The 16,369-nt window shown below is 43.8% G+C and carries 11 protein-coding genes; 9 read left to right on the top strand and 2 right to left on the bottom strand.

Features of this window, described 5'->3' with window-relative positions; all coding sequences use genetic code 11:
* The first annotated feature begins 37 nt into the window (after positions 1-37).
* The 4 genes from QUB63_RS02070 (at position 38) to QUB63_RS02055 (ending at position 1,497) form a co-directional block, all read left to right on the top strand.
* A complete protein-coding gene (locus tag QUB63_RS02070) occupies positions 38-244 on the top strand; it encodes a hypothetical protein (protein WP_332943108.1) in 207 nt (68 codons plus the stop codon).
* An 8-nt stretch (positions 245-252) separates the two neighbouring features.
* Positions 253-456, top strand: a complete 204-nt coding sequence (locus QUB63_RS02065) for a hypothetical protein (protein ID WP_332943107.1) — start codon at positions 253-255, stop codon at positions 454-456.
* Positions 457-461: 5 nt separating this feature from the next.
* Complete coding sequence (locus QUB63_RS02060) at positions 462-830, top strand: hypothetical protein (protein ID WP_332943105.1); 369 nt, start codon at positions 462-464, stop codon at positions 828-830.
* 64 nt (positions 831-894) lie between these two features.
* A complete protein-coding gene (locus QUB63_RS02055; RefSeq protein ID WP_332943104.1) occupies positions 895-1,497 on the top strand; it encodes a 50S ribosomal protein L25/general stress protein Ctc in 603 nt (200 codons plus the stop codon).
* A gap of 259 nt (positions 1,498-1,756) precedes the next feature.
* On the opposite strand, the gene QUB63_RS02050 is transcribed toward QUB63_RS02055, so the two are convergent.
* On the bottom strand, positions 1,757-2,404 hold the full coding sequence (locus QUB63_RS02050; protein ID WP_332943103.1) for a Uma2 family endonuclease: 648 nt from the start codon (positions 2,402-2,404) through the stop codon (positions 1,757-1,759).
* 255 nt (positions 2,405-2,659) lie between these two features.
* Here QUB63_RS02050 and QUB63_RS02045 point away from each other — a divergent pair, with 255 nt between their 5' ends.
* From QUB63_RS02045 to QUB63_RS02025, 5 genes are all read left to right on the top strand, one after another.
* A complete protein-coding gene (locus tag QUB63_RS02045; protein ID WP_332943102.1) occupies positions 2,660-2,839 on the top strand; it encodes a hypothetical protein in 180 nt (59 codons plus the stop codon).
* A gap of 40 nt (positions 2,840-2,879) precedes the next feature.
* Positions 2,880-5,573 carry a tetratricopeptide repeat protein gene (locus QUB63_RS02040; protein WP_332943101.1) on the top strand — a complete coding sequence of 898 codons (2,694 nt, stop codon included), beginning with the start codon at positions 2,880-2,882 and terminating at the stop codon, positions 5,571-5,573.
* A gap of 123 nt (positions 5,574-5,696) precedes the next feature.
* Complete coding sequence (locus QUB63_RS02035) at positions 5,697-7,436, top strand: class I SAM-dependent methyltransferase (protein ID WP_332943100.1); 1,740 nt, start codon at positions 5,697-5,699, stop codon at positions 7,434-7,436.
* A 65-nt stretch (positions 7,437-7,501) separates the two neighbouring features.
* Entirely contained in the window at positions 7,502-9,883 is a 2,382-nt protein-coding gene (locus QUB63_RS02030) for a glycosyltransferase family 4 protein (RefSeq protein WP_332943099.1), read from the top strand.
* 43 nt (positions 9,884-9,926) lie between these two features.
* Positions 9,927-15,014 (top strand): tetratricopeptide repeat protein, encoded by a 5,088-nt coding sequence (locus QUB63_RS02025; protein WP_332943098.1) that lies wholly within the window; start codon positions 9,927-9,929, stop codon positions 15,012-15,014.
* A 44-nt stretch (positions 15,015-15,058) separates the two neighbouring features.
* Here QUB63_RS02025 and QUB63_RS02020 read toward each other — a convergent pair whose 3' ends face one another.
* The gene (locus tag QUB63_RS02020) at positions 15,059-16,339 is read right to left on the bottom strand and encodes a glycosyltransferase (RefSeq protein ID WP_332943097.1); all 1,281 of its coding nucleotides are present in this window, start codon (positions 16,337-16,339) and stop codon (positions 15,059-15,061) included.
* Between the last annotated feature and the right edge of the window lie 30 nt (positions 16,340-16,369).

Raw genomic sequence — 16,369 nt, 5'->3', positions numbered from 1 at the left:
AGTGCAAGGAGCTATAATAATGATCGATAAAAACTGGATGACTGACGAAGACCAGCAGATATCCAGGTTAGAAGTTCACAGAGACCTCATTGGGTGGGTAATCCAAGAGTTGGAGCGAGCAAATATTTACTCACAAAGAACTATTGGGAACGATCAAAAGGGCGATGTTTTAATTATCAATCCAGAAGATGCTCCTAAAGTCAAAGAAATAATCCAAGATATTCAAAGGGAATTCAATGGATAGAGAAAAGTATGAAAGAACCGCATCTTGAAATCAAGACTCGATACGTCCATGCTGGATTGGCGAAGAAAATTATTAACAAAGGTACTGTAATAGGAGTTTTAACTACAAAAAAAATCTCGGAACCTGCTAAAAAACTATTTGACAATGCGGATATAGCCTGGGCTGAAAATATTCCAGAAAGTGCATTTCGGGTGTCTGAATTGGAGGAGTAATTCTTATGTTAGATATCAGCTTCTATACCACAAATGGATCTCAATCGGAAACGGTAGATGTAGGAGAAACTCTTTACGAGTGGTTAGCAAAATCTGATTTTTCAAAAATAGGCGGGGCATCAATCGAAACCGAAATTTACCTAGATGAAGAAAATGTAATTCTGCCTCTAGTTGAATTAAATCAAGATATTCGCGAGCAGTTCAAGAAAATCTTCAGCGAAGCAATCATCAGTGAAAGCGATGCAGTTCTTACTAAACTGGGTGATTCCCCTTCAAAAGAAGAGTATCAAGCCGGAACGTACCGTTTGAGAAAAATGCTGGAATTGCTGAAGTGTGTGGAAAATGAAAATTATCAATACCTCCAGCGAATTTAATTAAGCGCGATCGCAATATCACAATTCTGGTAAAATGTGAAAACAATCAACAGAAAGTCAGAACATGGAACTCGCAGTAGAATGTCAAAAGCGGGCAGAAGGCAGCAAACCTAACGCCCTCCGCCGCTCCGGATTGATTCCCGCCGTCCTCTACGGGCACAAAGGAGCGGAATCCATTGCCCTTACAGTCAAAGCCAAAACAGTTGAAAACCTGCTCAAAAAGCACGCAGTCAACAACACCCTAATTGACCTCAGCATTCCCGAACTCTCTTGGAGCGGAAAAACCTTGCTCCGAGAAGTTCAAGTTCATCCTTGGAAAGGCTTTCCTTACCACCTGAGCTTTTTCTCCGTAGCAACTCAAGACAGCCTGGAAGTTGAAGTGTCGCTGCATTTTGTCGGCGAAGCTGTCGGCGTCAAGTTAGAAGGCGGCATCTTGGATACCGTGCTGACGCAACTAGCAGTTAAGTGCAAACCTGACAGCATTCCTGAATCAATAGAAGTAGATATTTCTAATTTAAAGGTAGGGGATGCGCTGCACATTAACGAATTAGTTTTGCCGGAGGGAGTGGTAGCTCTCGGCGAACCAAGTCAAGTGGTTGTTACTGTGCTGGGAATTCAAGCAGGTTCTGAAGCCGAAGACGCAGAAGAAGCCGCAGCAGCAGCTTGATTAGTAATCGCGAATAGTTGTTAGCTAATTGTAAAAAAAAAGGGCGATCGCTTTCTCCCAAAATGGCGATCGTTTTTTGCTAAAAAGGCTATTCTCGTTTTGGTGCGATCGCACTTACCAGAAAGAATTGGTTGAAAGCCCCAAGCCCGGGAGAAATTAAAATCAGACTATTCATTACTCCAATCCTCTTCCTTCTAGGTAAAGGTCGCTCTCTTGCGGTCAACTGTCAACTGTCAACTGTCAACTGTCAACTGTCAACTTACTCAACTAAGCCTTGAATCTGCTGTCGCACCCATTGACGAAAATCAATCTCTGCGGCAACTTCATCGATGAAAGCCGCTTCTAGAAATCGGTATAAATCAGTTTTTTCAATAATGGGAAAAGTCGGAGATCGATCGCGCTCGACATAAGCCCCATCGACTAATTGCAGAATCCGCCATACCCGCCCGTTAAACCGCCAAAATTCAGGCACGCCCATACTGGCATAGAGTGTATTTTTATTGAGATCGGTATGGGTAATATCCACTTCCACGACTAAATCCGGGGCTGGATCGACATTCAAATTAACCGGGCGATCGGCAACTAAGGCATAATTCTGAATGTAATATCCATTGTCTGGCTCGGCGCTCTTGAGTAGGTCTTCTCGATCGAGCGTAGTCGAGCCCATCGTCTTCATTCTCATCCCCATCTCAACCACAAGGACTCTAACAAAGAGTTCAATCAAGCGAGCAGAGCGTTCGTGTTCTTCGAGGGGCATGGTGATTTCTAACACTCCGTTATCGTAAGTAAAGCGGGCGCGAGTGCGCTCGATCAGCAAACTTTGAATTTGCTTAAAAGCTTGCCAATCGAGGTCGCGAAAGGTGAGGCGCTTTTCTCCGACAAGTTGAGGTGGTGGCTCTAACAACATCAAAATTACCGCAATTTAAGCGAAAGTTGACAGAACATTTACTGTTAATTATTTTAATATATTTCTTCAATAAGTCTTGTGGTGCAGGCAGGATACCTACGATCGATTTTGGTGCGTGAGGAACTATTGCCGCTGGATCGTCGTCTGCGGCACTATCGCCTTTCTCAGGTTTCTGGAGGTACAAACCAAACCTCGAAAATCCTGACATTCGCCGAATCTGGCATCCCTCATGGGGCGTGAAAACCTCTATCTCCAGTGCAAGCAGCAGAAGGCCTGGGAAAAACCGAGGGGCAGGTGGCCGATCGCTTTTTTGCCAAAGTTGCCCGCTCGCGATCGCATTCTGCTATTGTTGAACCTTTCCATCACATTCTCGACAGCTTGGGTAACACGGCAATTGTTGGCGTCAAACCGCTGTATAATTGTGAAACATTTTGAATCCTATAATTTACTTGCTACTTGTGGAGCCGCCGCCCCTATGCCATCAACAGTGAATACAGAATCAACAGCGGTTCAATTTAACCAACAGGGAGAAATATACTTATCCCAAGGGAAATTAGAAGAAGCGATCGCCTCCTGCGAGCAAGCTTTGAAGATTCACCCCAAGTTTGCACCGGCTTACAAGACTTTGGGCAACGCGCTGCAAGCTCAAGGCAGGATGGAAGAGGCGCGGCACTGGTACGCTAAAGCTATTGAAATAGAACCGAATTTTGCGGAAGTACACGCGAATTTGGGCAGCATTTGCGCGCAGCAGGAAAAATGGTCGGAGGCGATCGAGTTTTATCAAAAGGCGATCGCGCTTAAGCCTAATTTCGCCGGAGTATACCGGAATTTAGCCAAAGTATTCGGACAAATCGGCAAACCTGCAGAAGCTCAGGAATGCTGGTATCGCGCATTCTCTTTGGAACCGGAAAAAGCATCCCCGGCAGAACACTTAAGTATGGGTGATGCTTTGTTGCGGCAAGAAAAATACCCGGAGGCGATCGGCTGTTACGATCGCGCCATAAAATTAAATCCTAATCTGCCGCAGGCTTACCAAAATCTCGGCGAAGCCCTCAAAAAACAAGGCAAATTAGAAGAAGCGACAGTATATTATCGCAAAGCTATTGAACTAAACGCAGCTAATGCCAGAAACGGCAGCGCCGGACAGGAAACTTTGGCGGGTGCAAACGGTACAAACGGTGCAGTTAAGCAGCAGCCAGCAGCAACTGCTGCAGTGAAGCCGCCAGTGCAGCAGCCTGTCAAGCCGGCAGTTAATTCTACAATTAATATAGAAGATCCAGAAGCCTACAAAATACTCGCAGAAGGCTATTTGGCTCAGGGAAAATTGGAACAGGCAATTTCTGCTTGCAAGAAAGCTCTGCAAATTAAGCCGGAAGCGCCGCTTTACAAAATGCTGGGTAACGCCCTGCAAGCGGTTGGCAAAATTGATGAAGCTAAAAGTTGCTATGTCAAAGCAATAGAAATTAACCCAAATTTTGCCGAAGCCTACGCTAATTACGGCAGCATTTGCGCGCAGCAGGAACAGTGGCAGCAAGCGGTTTCTGCTTACGAAAAGGCGCTCGCCATGAAACCGGATTTTGCCGGTGCTTTTCGCAATTTTGCGAAATTGTTGGCGCAGTTAGGCAAGTCGGAGGAGGCGACTGAGGCTTGGTATCGAGCATTTGCGATCGACCCCAAGTCGGGCACCGCTGAGGAACACGAGAATTTAGCCAAAACTTTGATCGAGCAAGGTAAGGTAGATAAGGGAATTGAATGTTATCGGCGCGCGGTTGAGTTAAACCCAAATGCTGGCGCAGCTTATCACGAATTGGGCGAACTTCTTAAGGGTCAAGAACGGTGGGAAGCGGCGGTAGAAGCTTACACTAATGCCATTACAAACAATCCCGATCTCTCTTGGTCACACAACAATTTAGCTGAGTCGTTAGTTAAATTGGAACGGTGGGAAGAATCTGTAAATGCCTACCGCAAGGCGATAGAGTTAAATCCAGATTTTAGCTGGTCTCACAACAATTTAGCAGATGTGCTGCTGAAGTTGGAACGCTGGGAAGAAGCTGTAAATGCTTACACTAAAGCAACAGAATTAAATCCAGATTTCAGTTGGTCGCACAACTATCTAGCCGACGCGCTGATTAAGCTGGAACGCTGGGAAGAGGCAATTTCGGCTTACCAAAGGTCGATCGAACTCAATCCCCACCATTTTTGGGCCCACAACAATTTAGCAGAAGCGCTGGTGAATTTGGAACGGTGGGATGAGGCGGTGGTTGCGTACCGGCGCGCTAACGAACTGAATCCGAATTTCTTTTGGTCGCAGAGCAAATTGGGCGACGTGCTGCTAGAACTGGAAAGGTGGGACGAGGCGATCGATGTTTATCGGCGCGCGGGCGAGTTAAATCCAGATTTTCCGTGGACTTATTACAACATGGCAACGGCTTTGGAGAAGCTGGAACGGTGGGATGAGTCGATCGCTGCTTACCGCCGCGCTGTGGAAATTCAGCCGGATTTGCCGTGGATTTCGCAGAAGTTGGCTGATGCTTTGAGGATGCGATCGCAGTGGGATTTGCAGGATGCGATGCGTTTGTACCGGCGGGCGATTGAGGAGAATCGCGATGATCTGCAATTGTATCACAAGGCGCTGGAGATTGCGCCAAACGATGCTGACCTTTATGTTGAGTTGGCGAATGCTTTGGTGCGGCAGGGCTGGGTTGATGGGGCGATCGTCTTTTATCAGATGGCGTTGCAGGTAAATCCCGAATGCGGTGAGGCGCACTTGCAGTTGGGGTTGATATTCGCGCAAAAAAATGATACAGATCGGGCGATATCTTGTTACCGCCGCGCTATTGAGGGCAATCCTGAGAAGTATGAGGCTTATCACCTCTTGGGCGATGTTCGGGCAAGGCAGGGTCAGCGGGAAGAAGCGATCGCTCTTTACCGCCGCGCTATTGAATTGAACCCAAACTACAGTTGGTCTTCTCATTGTATGGGGGAAAGCCTAATAGTACAAGGTTTTCTGGATGAGGCGATCGAGATGTTCGGGCGAGCCATTGAATTGAACCCAGACAGCCCAGCCACCTACAATAATTTAGGCGATGCTTTGGCTAAACAGGGTAAAGTAGATGAAGCGAGTGCTGCTTACCGTCGAGCTGTTGAGCTTGAAACCAAAATTTTCTGAGGTTCAAAAGTTTAGTTCCTTTGAAAACAAACACCTCTAAATGTAGGTTGACGGAGAAACACTACTTTGTACGTTGTCATGAAGAAAATATTTGAATTGTTGTTCTGGAGACAGTGACAAAATATGCCTAACGATCTTACTGCTGGAGCCATTCAATCCCGCATTCTTCAATACGCTTCCCTCAAACATGAGTTGAAAACAGCTAGTCCTCAGCAGCATAAATTAACAACTTTAGATGTTGTTCTTTCTGACGCCGAAGGGACGGTAAAAATAGCAATCAAGGAGGTGCATGAACCCAACAGTTTATTCCCTCCCACAGTAGATGAGACTTTTTTTAAAGTAGAAACTTCTTCTTTAGACCCTGTACTGGCTGGGATTCCTAAAATCGATGCGATTAACTTAGATGCTAAAGGTGCTGCACCTTTAATTTTCCAGGAGATGCAGAATATTCTCAAACAAAATCCTCAAATAACTATGTACATAGTTTTTAACTCTACGGATTTCGACCGCAGCGGAAGCGATCCAAAAAAATTTATTTATGAGCTTTTAAAAAGCGGTTTTTCGCTCGCGACAATGAACAGTAGAGGAAAAGTTACAGCAATTTCCGAAGCGGAATTGCTCGGCAGCGTTACAGTAAAATTAGTTTGCCGTAAAATAGGGAAATTAAGTCAACATCAACAGCCCGTTTCGGCTACACAACAACCCATAAATTATGAGCTTTATTCTCAGCAACAAAATTACAATCAAGCAATTAATGCAGTAGATAATACCGACATTAAAGAAACAGTTTGCCAGAACCTAACTACCCTTGAACCGACAGCAGCATCAAACAAAGGAACAATTCAACCTGCGAAGTTAACAGCGAATACAGACAAATTTAAACTAGCCCTTACTTTGTCAGGAATCGCTCCTCAAAAAGAGATATTAAAAACTCAGGATGCCGAGTTAGAAACACCAAAAAATGCAAGGATGCAAGAGGAGCAAGAACAGTATTTATACCAACCAGGTGTGACTGATAAAAGTTTTTATGAGAGCGTGGAAGACCTCAAAAAAAGCGGATATAAAGTAGTAGCTTCAGGAATCGACAATTCTTCCCCAGAAGTTGTAGCAGCTATAGTTAAAATAGCCGAGCCAGAAGGAATTTATTTTCAACCTTATGAAGTCGATCTCGCGGGTTACAAAGAATACTTTAACCGAGCGGAATATCTCACAAAATATTCAGATTATTACCCAGGAAATCAAGTAGAGAAGTCCCTAGAGCATTACCTAGGCCTCTGTCTTTTAAACTTAAATGAAAAAGATATTTTTGTCGATTTAGCCAGTGAAAATTCTCCAATTCCTGAAATTTATCACCGGCTAACTGAAGCTACTGCATTCAGTCAAGATATCATGTATCCCCCAGGTATCAACGGCAATCAAATTGGTGGAGATGCTTGCTCGATGCCTGTGGCGGACGGATTTGCATCAAAAGCTGCATTGACTTGCTCGCTCGAACACTTTGAGGGGGATGCAGATACGAGGTTGTTTGTTGAATTGTCCAGAGTCCTCAAACCGGGAGGTATTCTTTTTGTATGTCCCTTTTACATATATACAGAGGCAGCCACCCAAACCGACCCCCAGGTCAGTTTAGCATCTCGTGTAAATTTTGACGGAGAAACAACAATATATTGTGCCCAAGGATGGGGAAACAGGCACGCTAGATTTTACAGCCCGCGATCGTTTAAGGAAAGGATAATGAATCCAGTCAAAGATAGATTTAAATTTGACTTTTACTACTTGAAGAATGCACCACAAGTAGATGCCTCTGTGTACGCCCGTTTTGCTTTTACAGCTACACGGTTGTTACCTGAAGCGGGCGGGTAGAATACTGTGGGTAAAGTGACTGTTGCTGAAAAATCCTCTCGCATCACACAGATAGGTTAATAATTATGAAAATTGCTATTCTTGCCCCTAGTGCTGTCCCGTTTCGGATTGGCGGTGCTGAAAATCTTTGGTGGGGACTCCTGCACCACATTAATCAACATACTCCCCACCAAGCCGATTTAATCAAATTGCCAAGCCCTGAAAGCAATTTCCACGAACTTATAGATAATTATTGGCATTTTTCGCAATTGGATCTGGGTCACTTTGATTTAGTTATTTCTGGCAAATACCCGTCTTGGATGGTTCAGCATCCCAACCACATATGCTATATGCTGCACAAGTTGCGGGGCTTGTACGACACTTATCCTGCAAGCTGGCCAGAAACCTACGCGACAGATAATTTGGAAATTTCTGCCTTGCAGAAATTCATGCAAAAAAACACTGGTTCCAGGGATTCACTCAGCGAATTTTATCAAAAAATCAATCAGCTTCGTTCTTGTCGGGAGTATTTGCCAGCCGATGCTTTCCAGTTTCCAGGCCCGCTAATCCGCGAGATAGTTCATTACTTAGACAGTATCGGCTTGGCACCGAGTGCTGTCAAGAAATATGCCGCGATCGCCAACAACGTTGCTAACCGCAAAGATTATTTTCCAGCAGGCTGTCGAGTTGAAACTATTTACCCGCCTCCCATCCTCAAAAATCTGCGTGCAGGCAAAAATGATTATCTATTTACAGCAAGTCGCTTGGAGTTTGGCAGCAAGCGCATCGGTGTTTTAATAGAAGCGATGAAATATGTCAAAACCGATATTAAATTTAAAATTGCTGGCACAGGCGATGAACTGAATTATCTAAAAGAACTGGCTGGCGGCGATCCGAGAATTATTTTTCTGGGTTTTGTTAACGATCGCGAACTTGAAGAACTGTATGCTGATGCTTTTGCTGTGCTTTACATTCCCTACGACGAAGATTACGGATTAATTACCGTAGAGGCAATGATGAGCGGAAAGCCTGTGATTACTGCTGTTGATTCAGGGGGACCGAACGAGTTTGTCCGCAATGGAGAAACGGGATATTCAGTGCCGCTAGACCCCAAAACAATTGCTGAACGTATTGATTATTTGTGCGAATATCCCGATACAGCACAGCGGATGGGAACGGCCGGCAAGAAATTGGTTGAGGACATTACCTGGGAAAATGCTGTTGCCCGCTTGCTGGGCGAGACTGTTCGCTACACCGCGAATACAGCAGTACAAAAACGCCAGAAAATTACTGTAGCTTTGACTTATCCAATTTTCCCCCCTAGTGGCGGTGGTCAAAGTCGAGTATTTCACCTTTATCGGCATTTGGCTAAGAAATTTGACGTTGAATTAGTCACGTTTACTGATAGTGGAGAGGCATTTCAAGGCGAAATTGCTCCCGGAGTTTGGGAAACCAGAATCCCCCAATCACGGCAGCATTTAGAAGCAGAAGCATCTATCAGGTCGAGGACAGGGGTACTGCAAATTACCGATGTAGTTATGCCTCAGCTATACCGCTTGACACCTGCTTATGTGGAAGCTCTCAGGAAAGCAGCAAGTGCTTCAGATTTGATTGTGGCTTGCAATTCCTATCTTTTGCCCGCAATTCAAGAAGTATGCGATCGCCCTATTTGGTATGAAGCCCATGACGTGCAAGTGGATGTCAAGAAGAATATTTTTGCAGCTTATGAAAAAGGAGGCGAACTTTTAGAAGCCGCTCGCAAAGTTGAAAGTGACTGCTGCCAAGTTAGCGATTTAATTGTGGTATGCTGCTACAATGATGCTGTGCGGCTGAACCAAATCTACGGCACTGACTTAAATAAGTTTGTTGAAGTTCCTAATGGAGTAGATTTAGATTCGGTTAGCTATGTTTCGCCAGCCAAGCGGATTTTTCATAAAAAACAGCTCGGCTTGGACGGAAGTTTTACAGCGTTATTTATTGGCAGTTGGCACGCTCCGAATGTGGAGGCTGTCCGCTATATATTGAATGCGTCCGCGAGACTGCCGGAGGTGAATTTCTTAATTGTAGGCAATGTTTGTTGGGCTTTTTCTGGAGAACAGCTTCCTGTGAATGTTAGCTTTATGGGATTGGTGAATGATGAGATCAAAAATGTTGTTTTGGGAGTAGCTGACGCGGCATTGAATCCAGTGGTATCGGGGTCGGGGACTAACTTGAAGATGCTGGATTACTTGGCAGCCGGGATTCCGATTATTACTACTCCTTTCGGAGCGAGGGGTTTGGGTCTTGAGGAGGGAAAGCACTGCATTATAGCCGAAATCGAGCATTTTTATGAGGCAATCTCCAGTCTGAAAGAGGAAGATATTTCCGTCACAAGCAGCAGGATTGAGAATGCTAGACAATATGTTGAACAAAAGTTTGACTGGGCAGTGATTGCTAATAATTTTCTCGAATACCTTAGCCAAAAGTAGCTAACCAGTGCTATAATCAACCAGTAAAAATAAAAGAGGTTCCATGAATCTAGACGAGGCGGCCACTTATTTAGAAAGCGGCGACTTATTTAAACAAGAAGGCAAATTACAGGAAGCGATCGAGGCATATAGAAAAGCGATCGAACTGGTCCACCAAAACTTGGGGGAAGCCTTAATCCAAAAGGGCGAGTGGGACGAGGCATTCACTCACCACAGCCGTGCTGCGGAGATTAACCGCAATTCGGCAGAACTTCACCGCAAATTGGGAGAAGCTTTGGTTCAGCAGGGACATTTGGATGAAGCAATTGTCAGTTTCCAGAAGGCTGTTGAAATTGATCCCAGCGAAGCAGGAAGCCACCGCAAATTAGGAAAAGCCTTAGCACAACTCGGTCAGCTTGATAAAGCGATCGCTGCTTACCGCCGCAGTATTGAGCTCGATCCAAATTGTTATGAATTTTACCAGGATTTAGGGCAAACTTTTTATCGGCTGGGCGTGGAGTTGACCCCAGAAAATTTATATTCTTATCAAAGACTCTGGGAAATCCTCCCTCAACAAGCTAATACTAATGATTCCTTAACTGAGTTGTACGACCTCAACGACCAACTTTTTTTGTCAGCGACTTCCCACATCAGCGACGAAGATTTTGTAGAAGAACTGTACCGCACCTACCTGAAACGGGCGGTCGATGTAGAGGGCAAAAACGGCTTCTTCAATTCTATCCGTCATGGCAAGCTCACCCGACAGCAATGCCCAGCTCAAATTCGTCAATCATCGGAATTTATATCCCTACTAGTCGATTCAACCGCTTCAAGATGTTTCCAAGAAGCGATCGCGGCTTACCGCCTTGTAGTTGAACTAAATCCTGAATCTGACGAGTCTTACCGCTGTTTGGCGGAAGCTTTAGGTTCACAGGGCAAGCTTGATGAAGCAATTCTCGCCTACAGTAGGGCGATAGAATTTAACCCTAACTTTCATGAATTGCACAATAGTTTAGGAGAAACATTTTATCAATTGGCGATGGCACTGAACCAAGAATCTTTCTCGTCATATTCAAGGTTAGGAGAAGTTTTTTCTCATAAAGGTCAAGACAACGACTATTTAAATGAACTATACCGATTTAATGACGAATTTTTTTTGCAAGCAACCTCACAACTAAATGATGAACAATTCATCGAAGAAGTTTATCGCACTTATCTGAAACGTGAACCAGATATGGGAGGCAAAAACTACTTCCTCCAATATATCAGTAATGGCCACTTCACACGCCATCACTCACTCGTTAATATCAGAAAATCATCAGAATTTACACCTTTTTACATCATTCCCATTATTTCATTTTGCTTAGAAGAAGCGATCGGCGCATACCGCCGTGCTATTGCTCTGGACAGCAGCTATGATAGATATTATCATAACTTGGAGAAGGCGCTCGATCGGCAGGCTGAACTCGATATCAAACCAGACTCGCTGCAAATCTACCATTTAATTAGCAGCCACTTTTATGTTTATGGAAAATATGATTGGGCTGTCAAATTGCTAATCAGGTCTGGGGAAGTTCAAAATGAACTTGCAAAAACATATCAATTTGATAAGTTAGGTATACGAATTCTTACACAAGAGTGGACTGGTGCTATTGGTCACCTAGGTTTACTTGATTACTATGTGAAAATGAAAATCCTTGGCTGGTTGCCAGCACACCAAACTATTTTGTTGGCGCCCCCATTTCAGAGTGCTAACCCTTGTTACCTGAACTACTGGTATCGTTATTTCCCTGTGGTGATTCCACCAGCACAGATCCAGCTTTTGTCCCCATTAACAAAATATCTGGCAGACCACATCAATATGATTAGTCTTAGTAACGGAGAGACTCTGCCTTTATATGAAGCTGTGATGAAGGTTCAAAAACAATGGGAAGCTGAGAAGCGACCACACCTGCACACTTTGTCCGATTCGGATGAAGAGCGTGGTTGGTCTTGTTTGGAGCAACTTGGCGTACCAAAGGATGCTTGGTTTGTCAGCCTGCACGTTCGAGACACGGGCTATGTTAACGGACAGTGGGACGGGGCAACTCGATCGGGACGCAACGCTCATATTGAAAGTTACTTCCTAGCAATCCAATCGATTTTGGAACGAGGAGGATGGGTAATCCGTATGGGCGATCGCAAGATGAAGCCTCTACCGCCCATGCCGCAAGTAATTGACTATGCTCACAGCGACGCAAAAAGTGATTGGATGGATGTCTTTCTGTGGGCTAAGTGTCGCTTTTTTATCGGTACGCCTTCAGGTCCTAGCGTTGTCCCCCCTACCTTTGGTGTCCCCTGCGTTCTAACAAACTGGGCATCAATACAGTTTCGACAGCACTTTAGTCAAGATATCTTTATTCCTAAACTTTACTGGTCTGAGAATGAGCAGCGCTATCTAACATTTACCGAAATGCTTTCTCCTGCTTATATAGTCACTGAAAATGTTGACTACTTTGATTCTATAGGCGTTAAAGTTGTCGATAATACTCCAGAGGAGATCAACGACTTAGTTTGGGAAATGTTGGAGCGACTGGAAGGGAAAATCAACTACACAGAAGAGGATGAGCTGTTGCAGTCTCGCTTTGCCCAACTGGTAGATCCTGATGACATTTACAGTGGTTCTAGGATGGGGCGGAATTTTCTACAAAAGTATGCTCATCTCATGAATTTATCGCCAGATAACTTTGAATTGTACTTGCAGTTAGGGAATACCTTAGTTTCCCAGAATCAATGGGAGGAAGCACTGGTCAATTATCGGCGTGCTGTTGAACTCAACCCAGACTCTTTTGAATGCCATCACCAGTTAGGAAAAACCTTCGATAGCTTGGCAAGCGAGCTGAATCCTGAATCTGTACAATTATATAACTGGTTAGTGGAACTGCTCGCTCAACCAGGTCAGAGCAACGACTTTTCAACTGAGCCACTTCACCTCAGCGACTCCGCCTTTTTGCTGGCAACTTCTCACCTCAGCGACGAAGATTTTGTAGAGGAATTGTACCGCACCTATCTGAAACGGGCGATCGATGTAGAGGGCAGAAACGGCTTCTTCAATTCTCTCCGTCATGGCACACTCACCCGACAGCAATGCCCAGCTCAAATTCGGCAATCATCGGAATTTATATTCCTGTTAGTCGATTCAACCGTTTCAAGATGTTTCCAAGAAGCGATCGCGGCTTACCGCCGTGCAGTTGAATTAAATCCTGACTCTGACGAGTTGTGCCGCTGTTTGGGGGAAGCTTTCGCCCAAAAGGGCAATTGGGAAGAGGCTATTACTTGTTTTCGGAAGGCGATTGAACTCAATCCAAGCTCAGCAGAATTTTACCACAGCTTAGGGGAAGCTCTCAGCCAAGTCAGTCAACAGTCCGACACGGCAGATGTCTACCTGTCTGCTAGCACTCATTACATGATGGCCACATTACTAGCAAAGCAAGGAATGCTGGATGAAGCAATATCCTACTTCCAAAAATCACCCCAGATCAAGCTTAGGGAGGAAGCCATCTACGAAAATATATGGAACGGATTGAATCAAATACCCATTAGGCTTGATGAGAATTTTCCTGATTACTCAACCGAACTCAATCAGCAATCTGCCTACCAATATTTTGATAAAAATAGCCAATATCGAGAGATTATCCTCTGCTCTTTAACTGAAAACGACAAAAAGTTTCTTCGGGATTCTGGCTTGTCATTAGCAAATTTGGAGTTGATTTTCAAAGATGATATTTTTCTAGAAGAAATTTATATTAATAGTTTTAGCTGTCGCTCAAAACACCAGCTTTCAAAACAAGTAGAAGGCGAAGCTCCAACTGTATGGCAAGCATTGAAAAACTATGCTTGTAGTAAAAGTATTGTAGAAACTGGCTATATTTATTCAGTCTGCCCCACAACTGGTAAAGTTATGAGGTCTCAAGAGTCATTTCATAGTGTTAGTTGGCTTCAAATGCTTTTTTATAGGTTTGTAGGATGTGAAGTATTTTATTTATTAATAGGACACAATTTAGGATGTAAAGTTTGTATTTACTTACCTCGTTTAAACTTAATTATTTATCACATAAAAGACCCACATATTGTAGCTGAGATTAATCGATTTAAAAGTTACACTGTTAGTTATTGGCAGGATTTTAAGCGTTATATATCATCAAATGCACCCAAAGAACTGGTGGCAACTCAAGGTTTTTACCCAAACCTGGGGCATTACTTGTGGAATGATGTTACGGGACTTCAATACTTATATGATAATGGAATCTTGAACAGAATCAGCAAATTCTTAATTGGACCTCATGAATATTTAAAATTTGCCGATCTTTTTGCCGAAATTCCTCGCGAGAAGATTGTCCAAATACCCGACAATTTGACTGTCTTTAAAACAATCTTAGAAAAAAACTATTTTGCTCTGAGAGCAACTGGCTATTTTATCACTCAGGGATTGGCAACAAGAATCTCTGAAGCTTACCGCAAGAAATGCTCTAAAACTTTTTTAGAAGAGATTGACAGAAGCAAGAAACATTTCCCCCTAATTTGTTTTCAACTGCGCACGCACAATAGAGTCTGGCTGTCTCAAGTAGAAGGAATTGCTAACATTATCACAAGCCTCTATCCAGATTTTCCGAATATGGGTGTTGTATTTGAGGGATTTTCACGTCCAGAAAGAGAAGAACTTAATAAGGACGTGCAGAAAACCGATAATACGTGGGATTTGGAAAAGATGATTGAAAGCGAGAACGCACTTGTTGACCAAATCCGCAATCTTATTCCGCCTGATATCTATATAGATAGCGCCATAGGTTGCATGATTTATGAAACTATTGTTTGGGATCAAGCTATGGATCTGTTTATTGCACCGGGAGGATCCGGGCTTACCTTTATATCATGGATTGCTAACAAACCAGGGGTGATACATGGAAACAGGGAGGCTTGTGCTAGCACTGCTCAAAGATATTGGATAGAGAGTCGAGAAAACATTGTGCCGCCAGTCTTTATATCTTTGGAGTATATTGTTGATGATGAGGCGAGTACCTTTCATCCTCCTAATCGCAATTATGATTGTGATTGGAAAGTAGTTTATCAGGAAGCTCTGAAAATCATAAAACAGTTACAAGAAAGGGGATGAGCCAGTTATCTACCTCTTGACAGTTCAAGCAAGATTGATATTAATTATTTAATCTTAGGCTGGCGGGAAGCAAGCTTCAGGCATTGCTCTAATTCCACCTGCACTTGCTGTGCTGTATTCTTCCAAGCTTGAGCTTGGGATTCAAAGTAATTTGCTTGAGCTTGAAAGTAATCTTTGGCTCTATAAAAGTTGTTCGTTGTCCACATATTCATAATATGTTCTACCCGACTTCTAACCTTTTTGCCGATCGCCTGCGGACTCAATAAAGACTTCAACTCCCTAGCTGCTCTTGCGCCTACTTCCTGGGCTTGCGGATAATTGTGAAAGACGTAATACATGAGAGCAGCAGCGTGTTCGATATCAGCTTCCGCCCAAGTGTTCCCTCTTTTGTAAGGCCCCTGCTCTTCTACAAGCGTCACCAAATCGTATTTAACTAAAAAACTATTGCCGACATTCATAAATTCCATATTAGACGAGTAAGCCGTGGCGATTACTGGCTTGCCGTAAAACATAGCTTCAGCCATTGTCAGCCCGAAACCTTCAGCCCGATGCAGCGATACATAGCAGTCAGAATTGTAAATTAAGGCATTCACCTCTTCCTTCATCAAATGCCCCTCTATCAGGTGAACTGACGGATAGTTTGCCACTAACTCCTTAAATTTATCTCGCTGGTGAGGATAGTGCTCCGAGTTAGAAAACTTTATGACCAGCCAAACATCGTTATTTGACTCGCCGAAAGCTTGGATAAATGCCTGAACTACTCCTTCGGGATTTTTTCTTTCAAAGGTGCTCAGAGAGTCAAACATAAAAAGAAAAATAAACTTATCTGTAGGCAAACCTAAAGCTTCTTTTCCCAAAGAAGGCTGGGGCAGATCGAGGCTAGGCATGATCTTGATCACGGGGATAGGCGACACCGCTGCGATCGCTTCTGCCGAGTGATTGCTGTAAGTCCATATCTCGTCAAAGAAATCGAAAGCAAACCGCCACTCTGGAGGAAATGTCGGCAGTTCCCAAGCCCAACATCCAATATTGTAGTGATTTTGAAAATAACTTTTACCAAAAGCATCAATAAATGTACCCAGGGACTCGGCATTCACGTTGACCAAATTAATTGCATAGGGGTTTTCAGCCGCAAAATCTTCCTCTTTGTGGCTGGTATCTAAGTTCCGGTGCCACTGGACATTCAGGCTATTAACTGTGTAGGGAATCCCCGCAGCTTTGATGGATCTAATATTCGCTCTGACACCTTCCCCAAGCCCAAACTCACCTTTGACAAAACCGCCTATATTAACTCCAAAATTAGAGTTTAATGTTTCCTTGTTCATAACATATCTCCCGTTATTCATAATTTAACT

Source organism: Microcoleus sp. ARI1-B5 (genome assembly GCF_036705795.1).
Taxonomy (GTDB): Bacteria; Cyanobacteriota; Cyanobacteriia; order Cyanobacteriales; family Microcoleaceae; genus Microcoleus.
The sequence above is the reverse complement of the archived record's forward strand: the minus strand, read 5'-3'. Positions and strand labels throughout refer to the sequence as shown.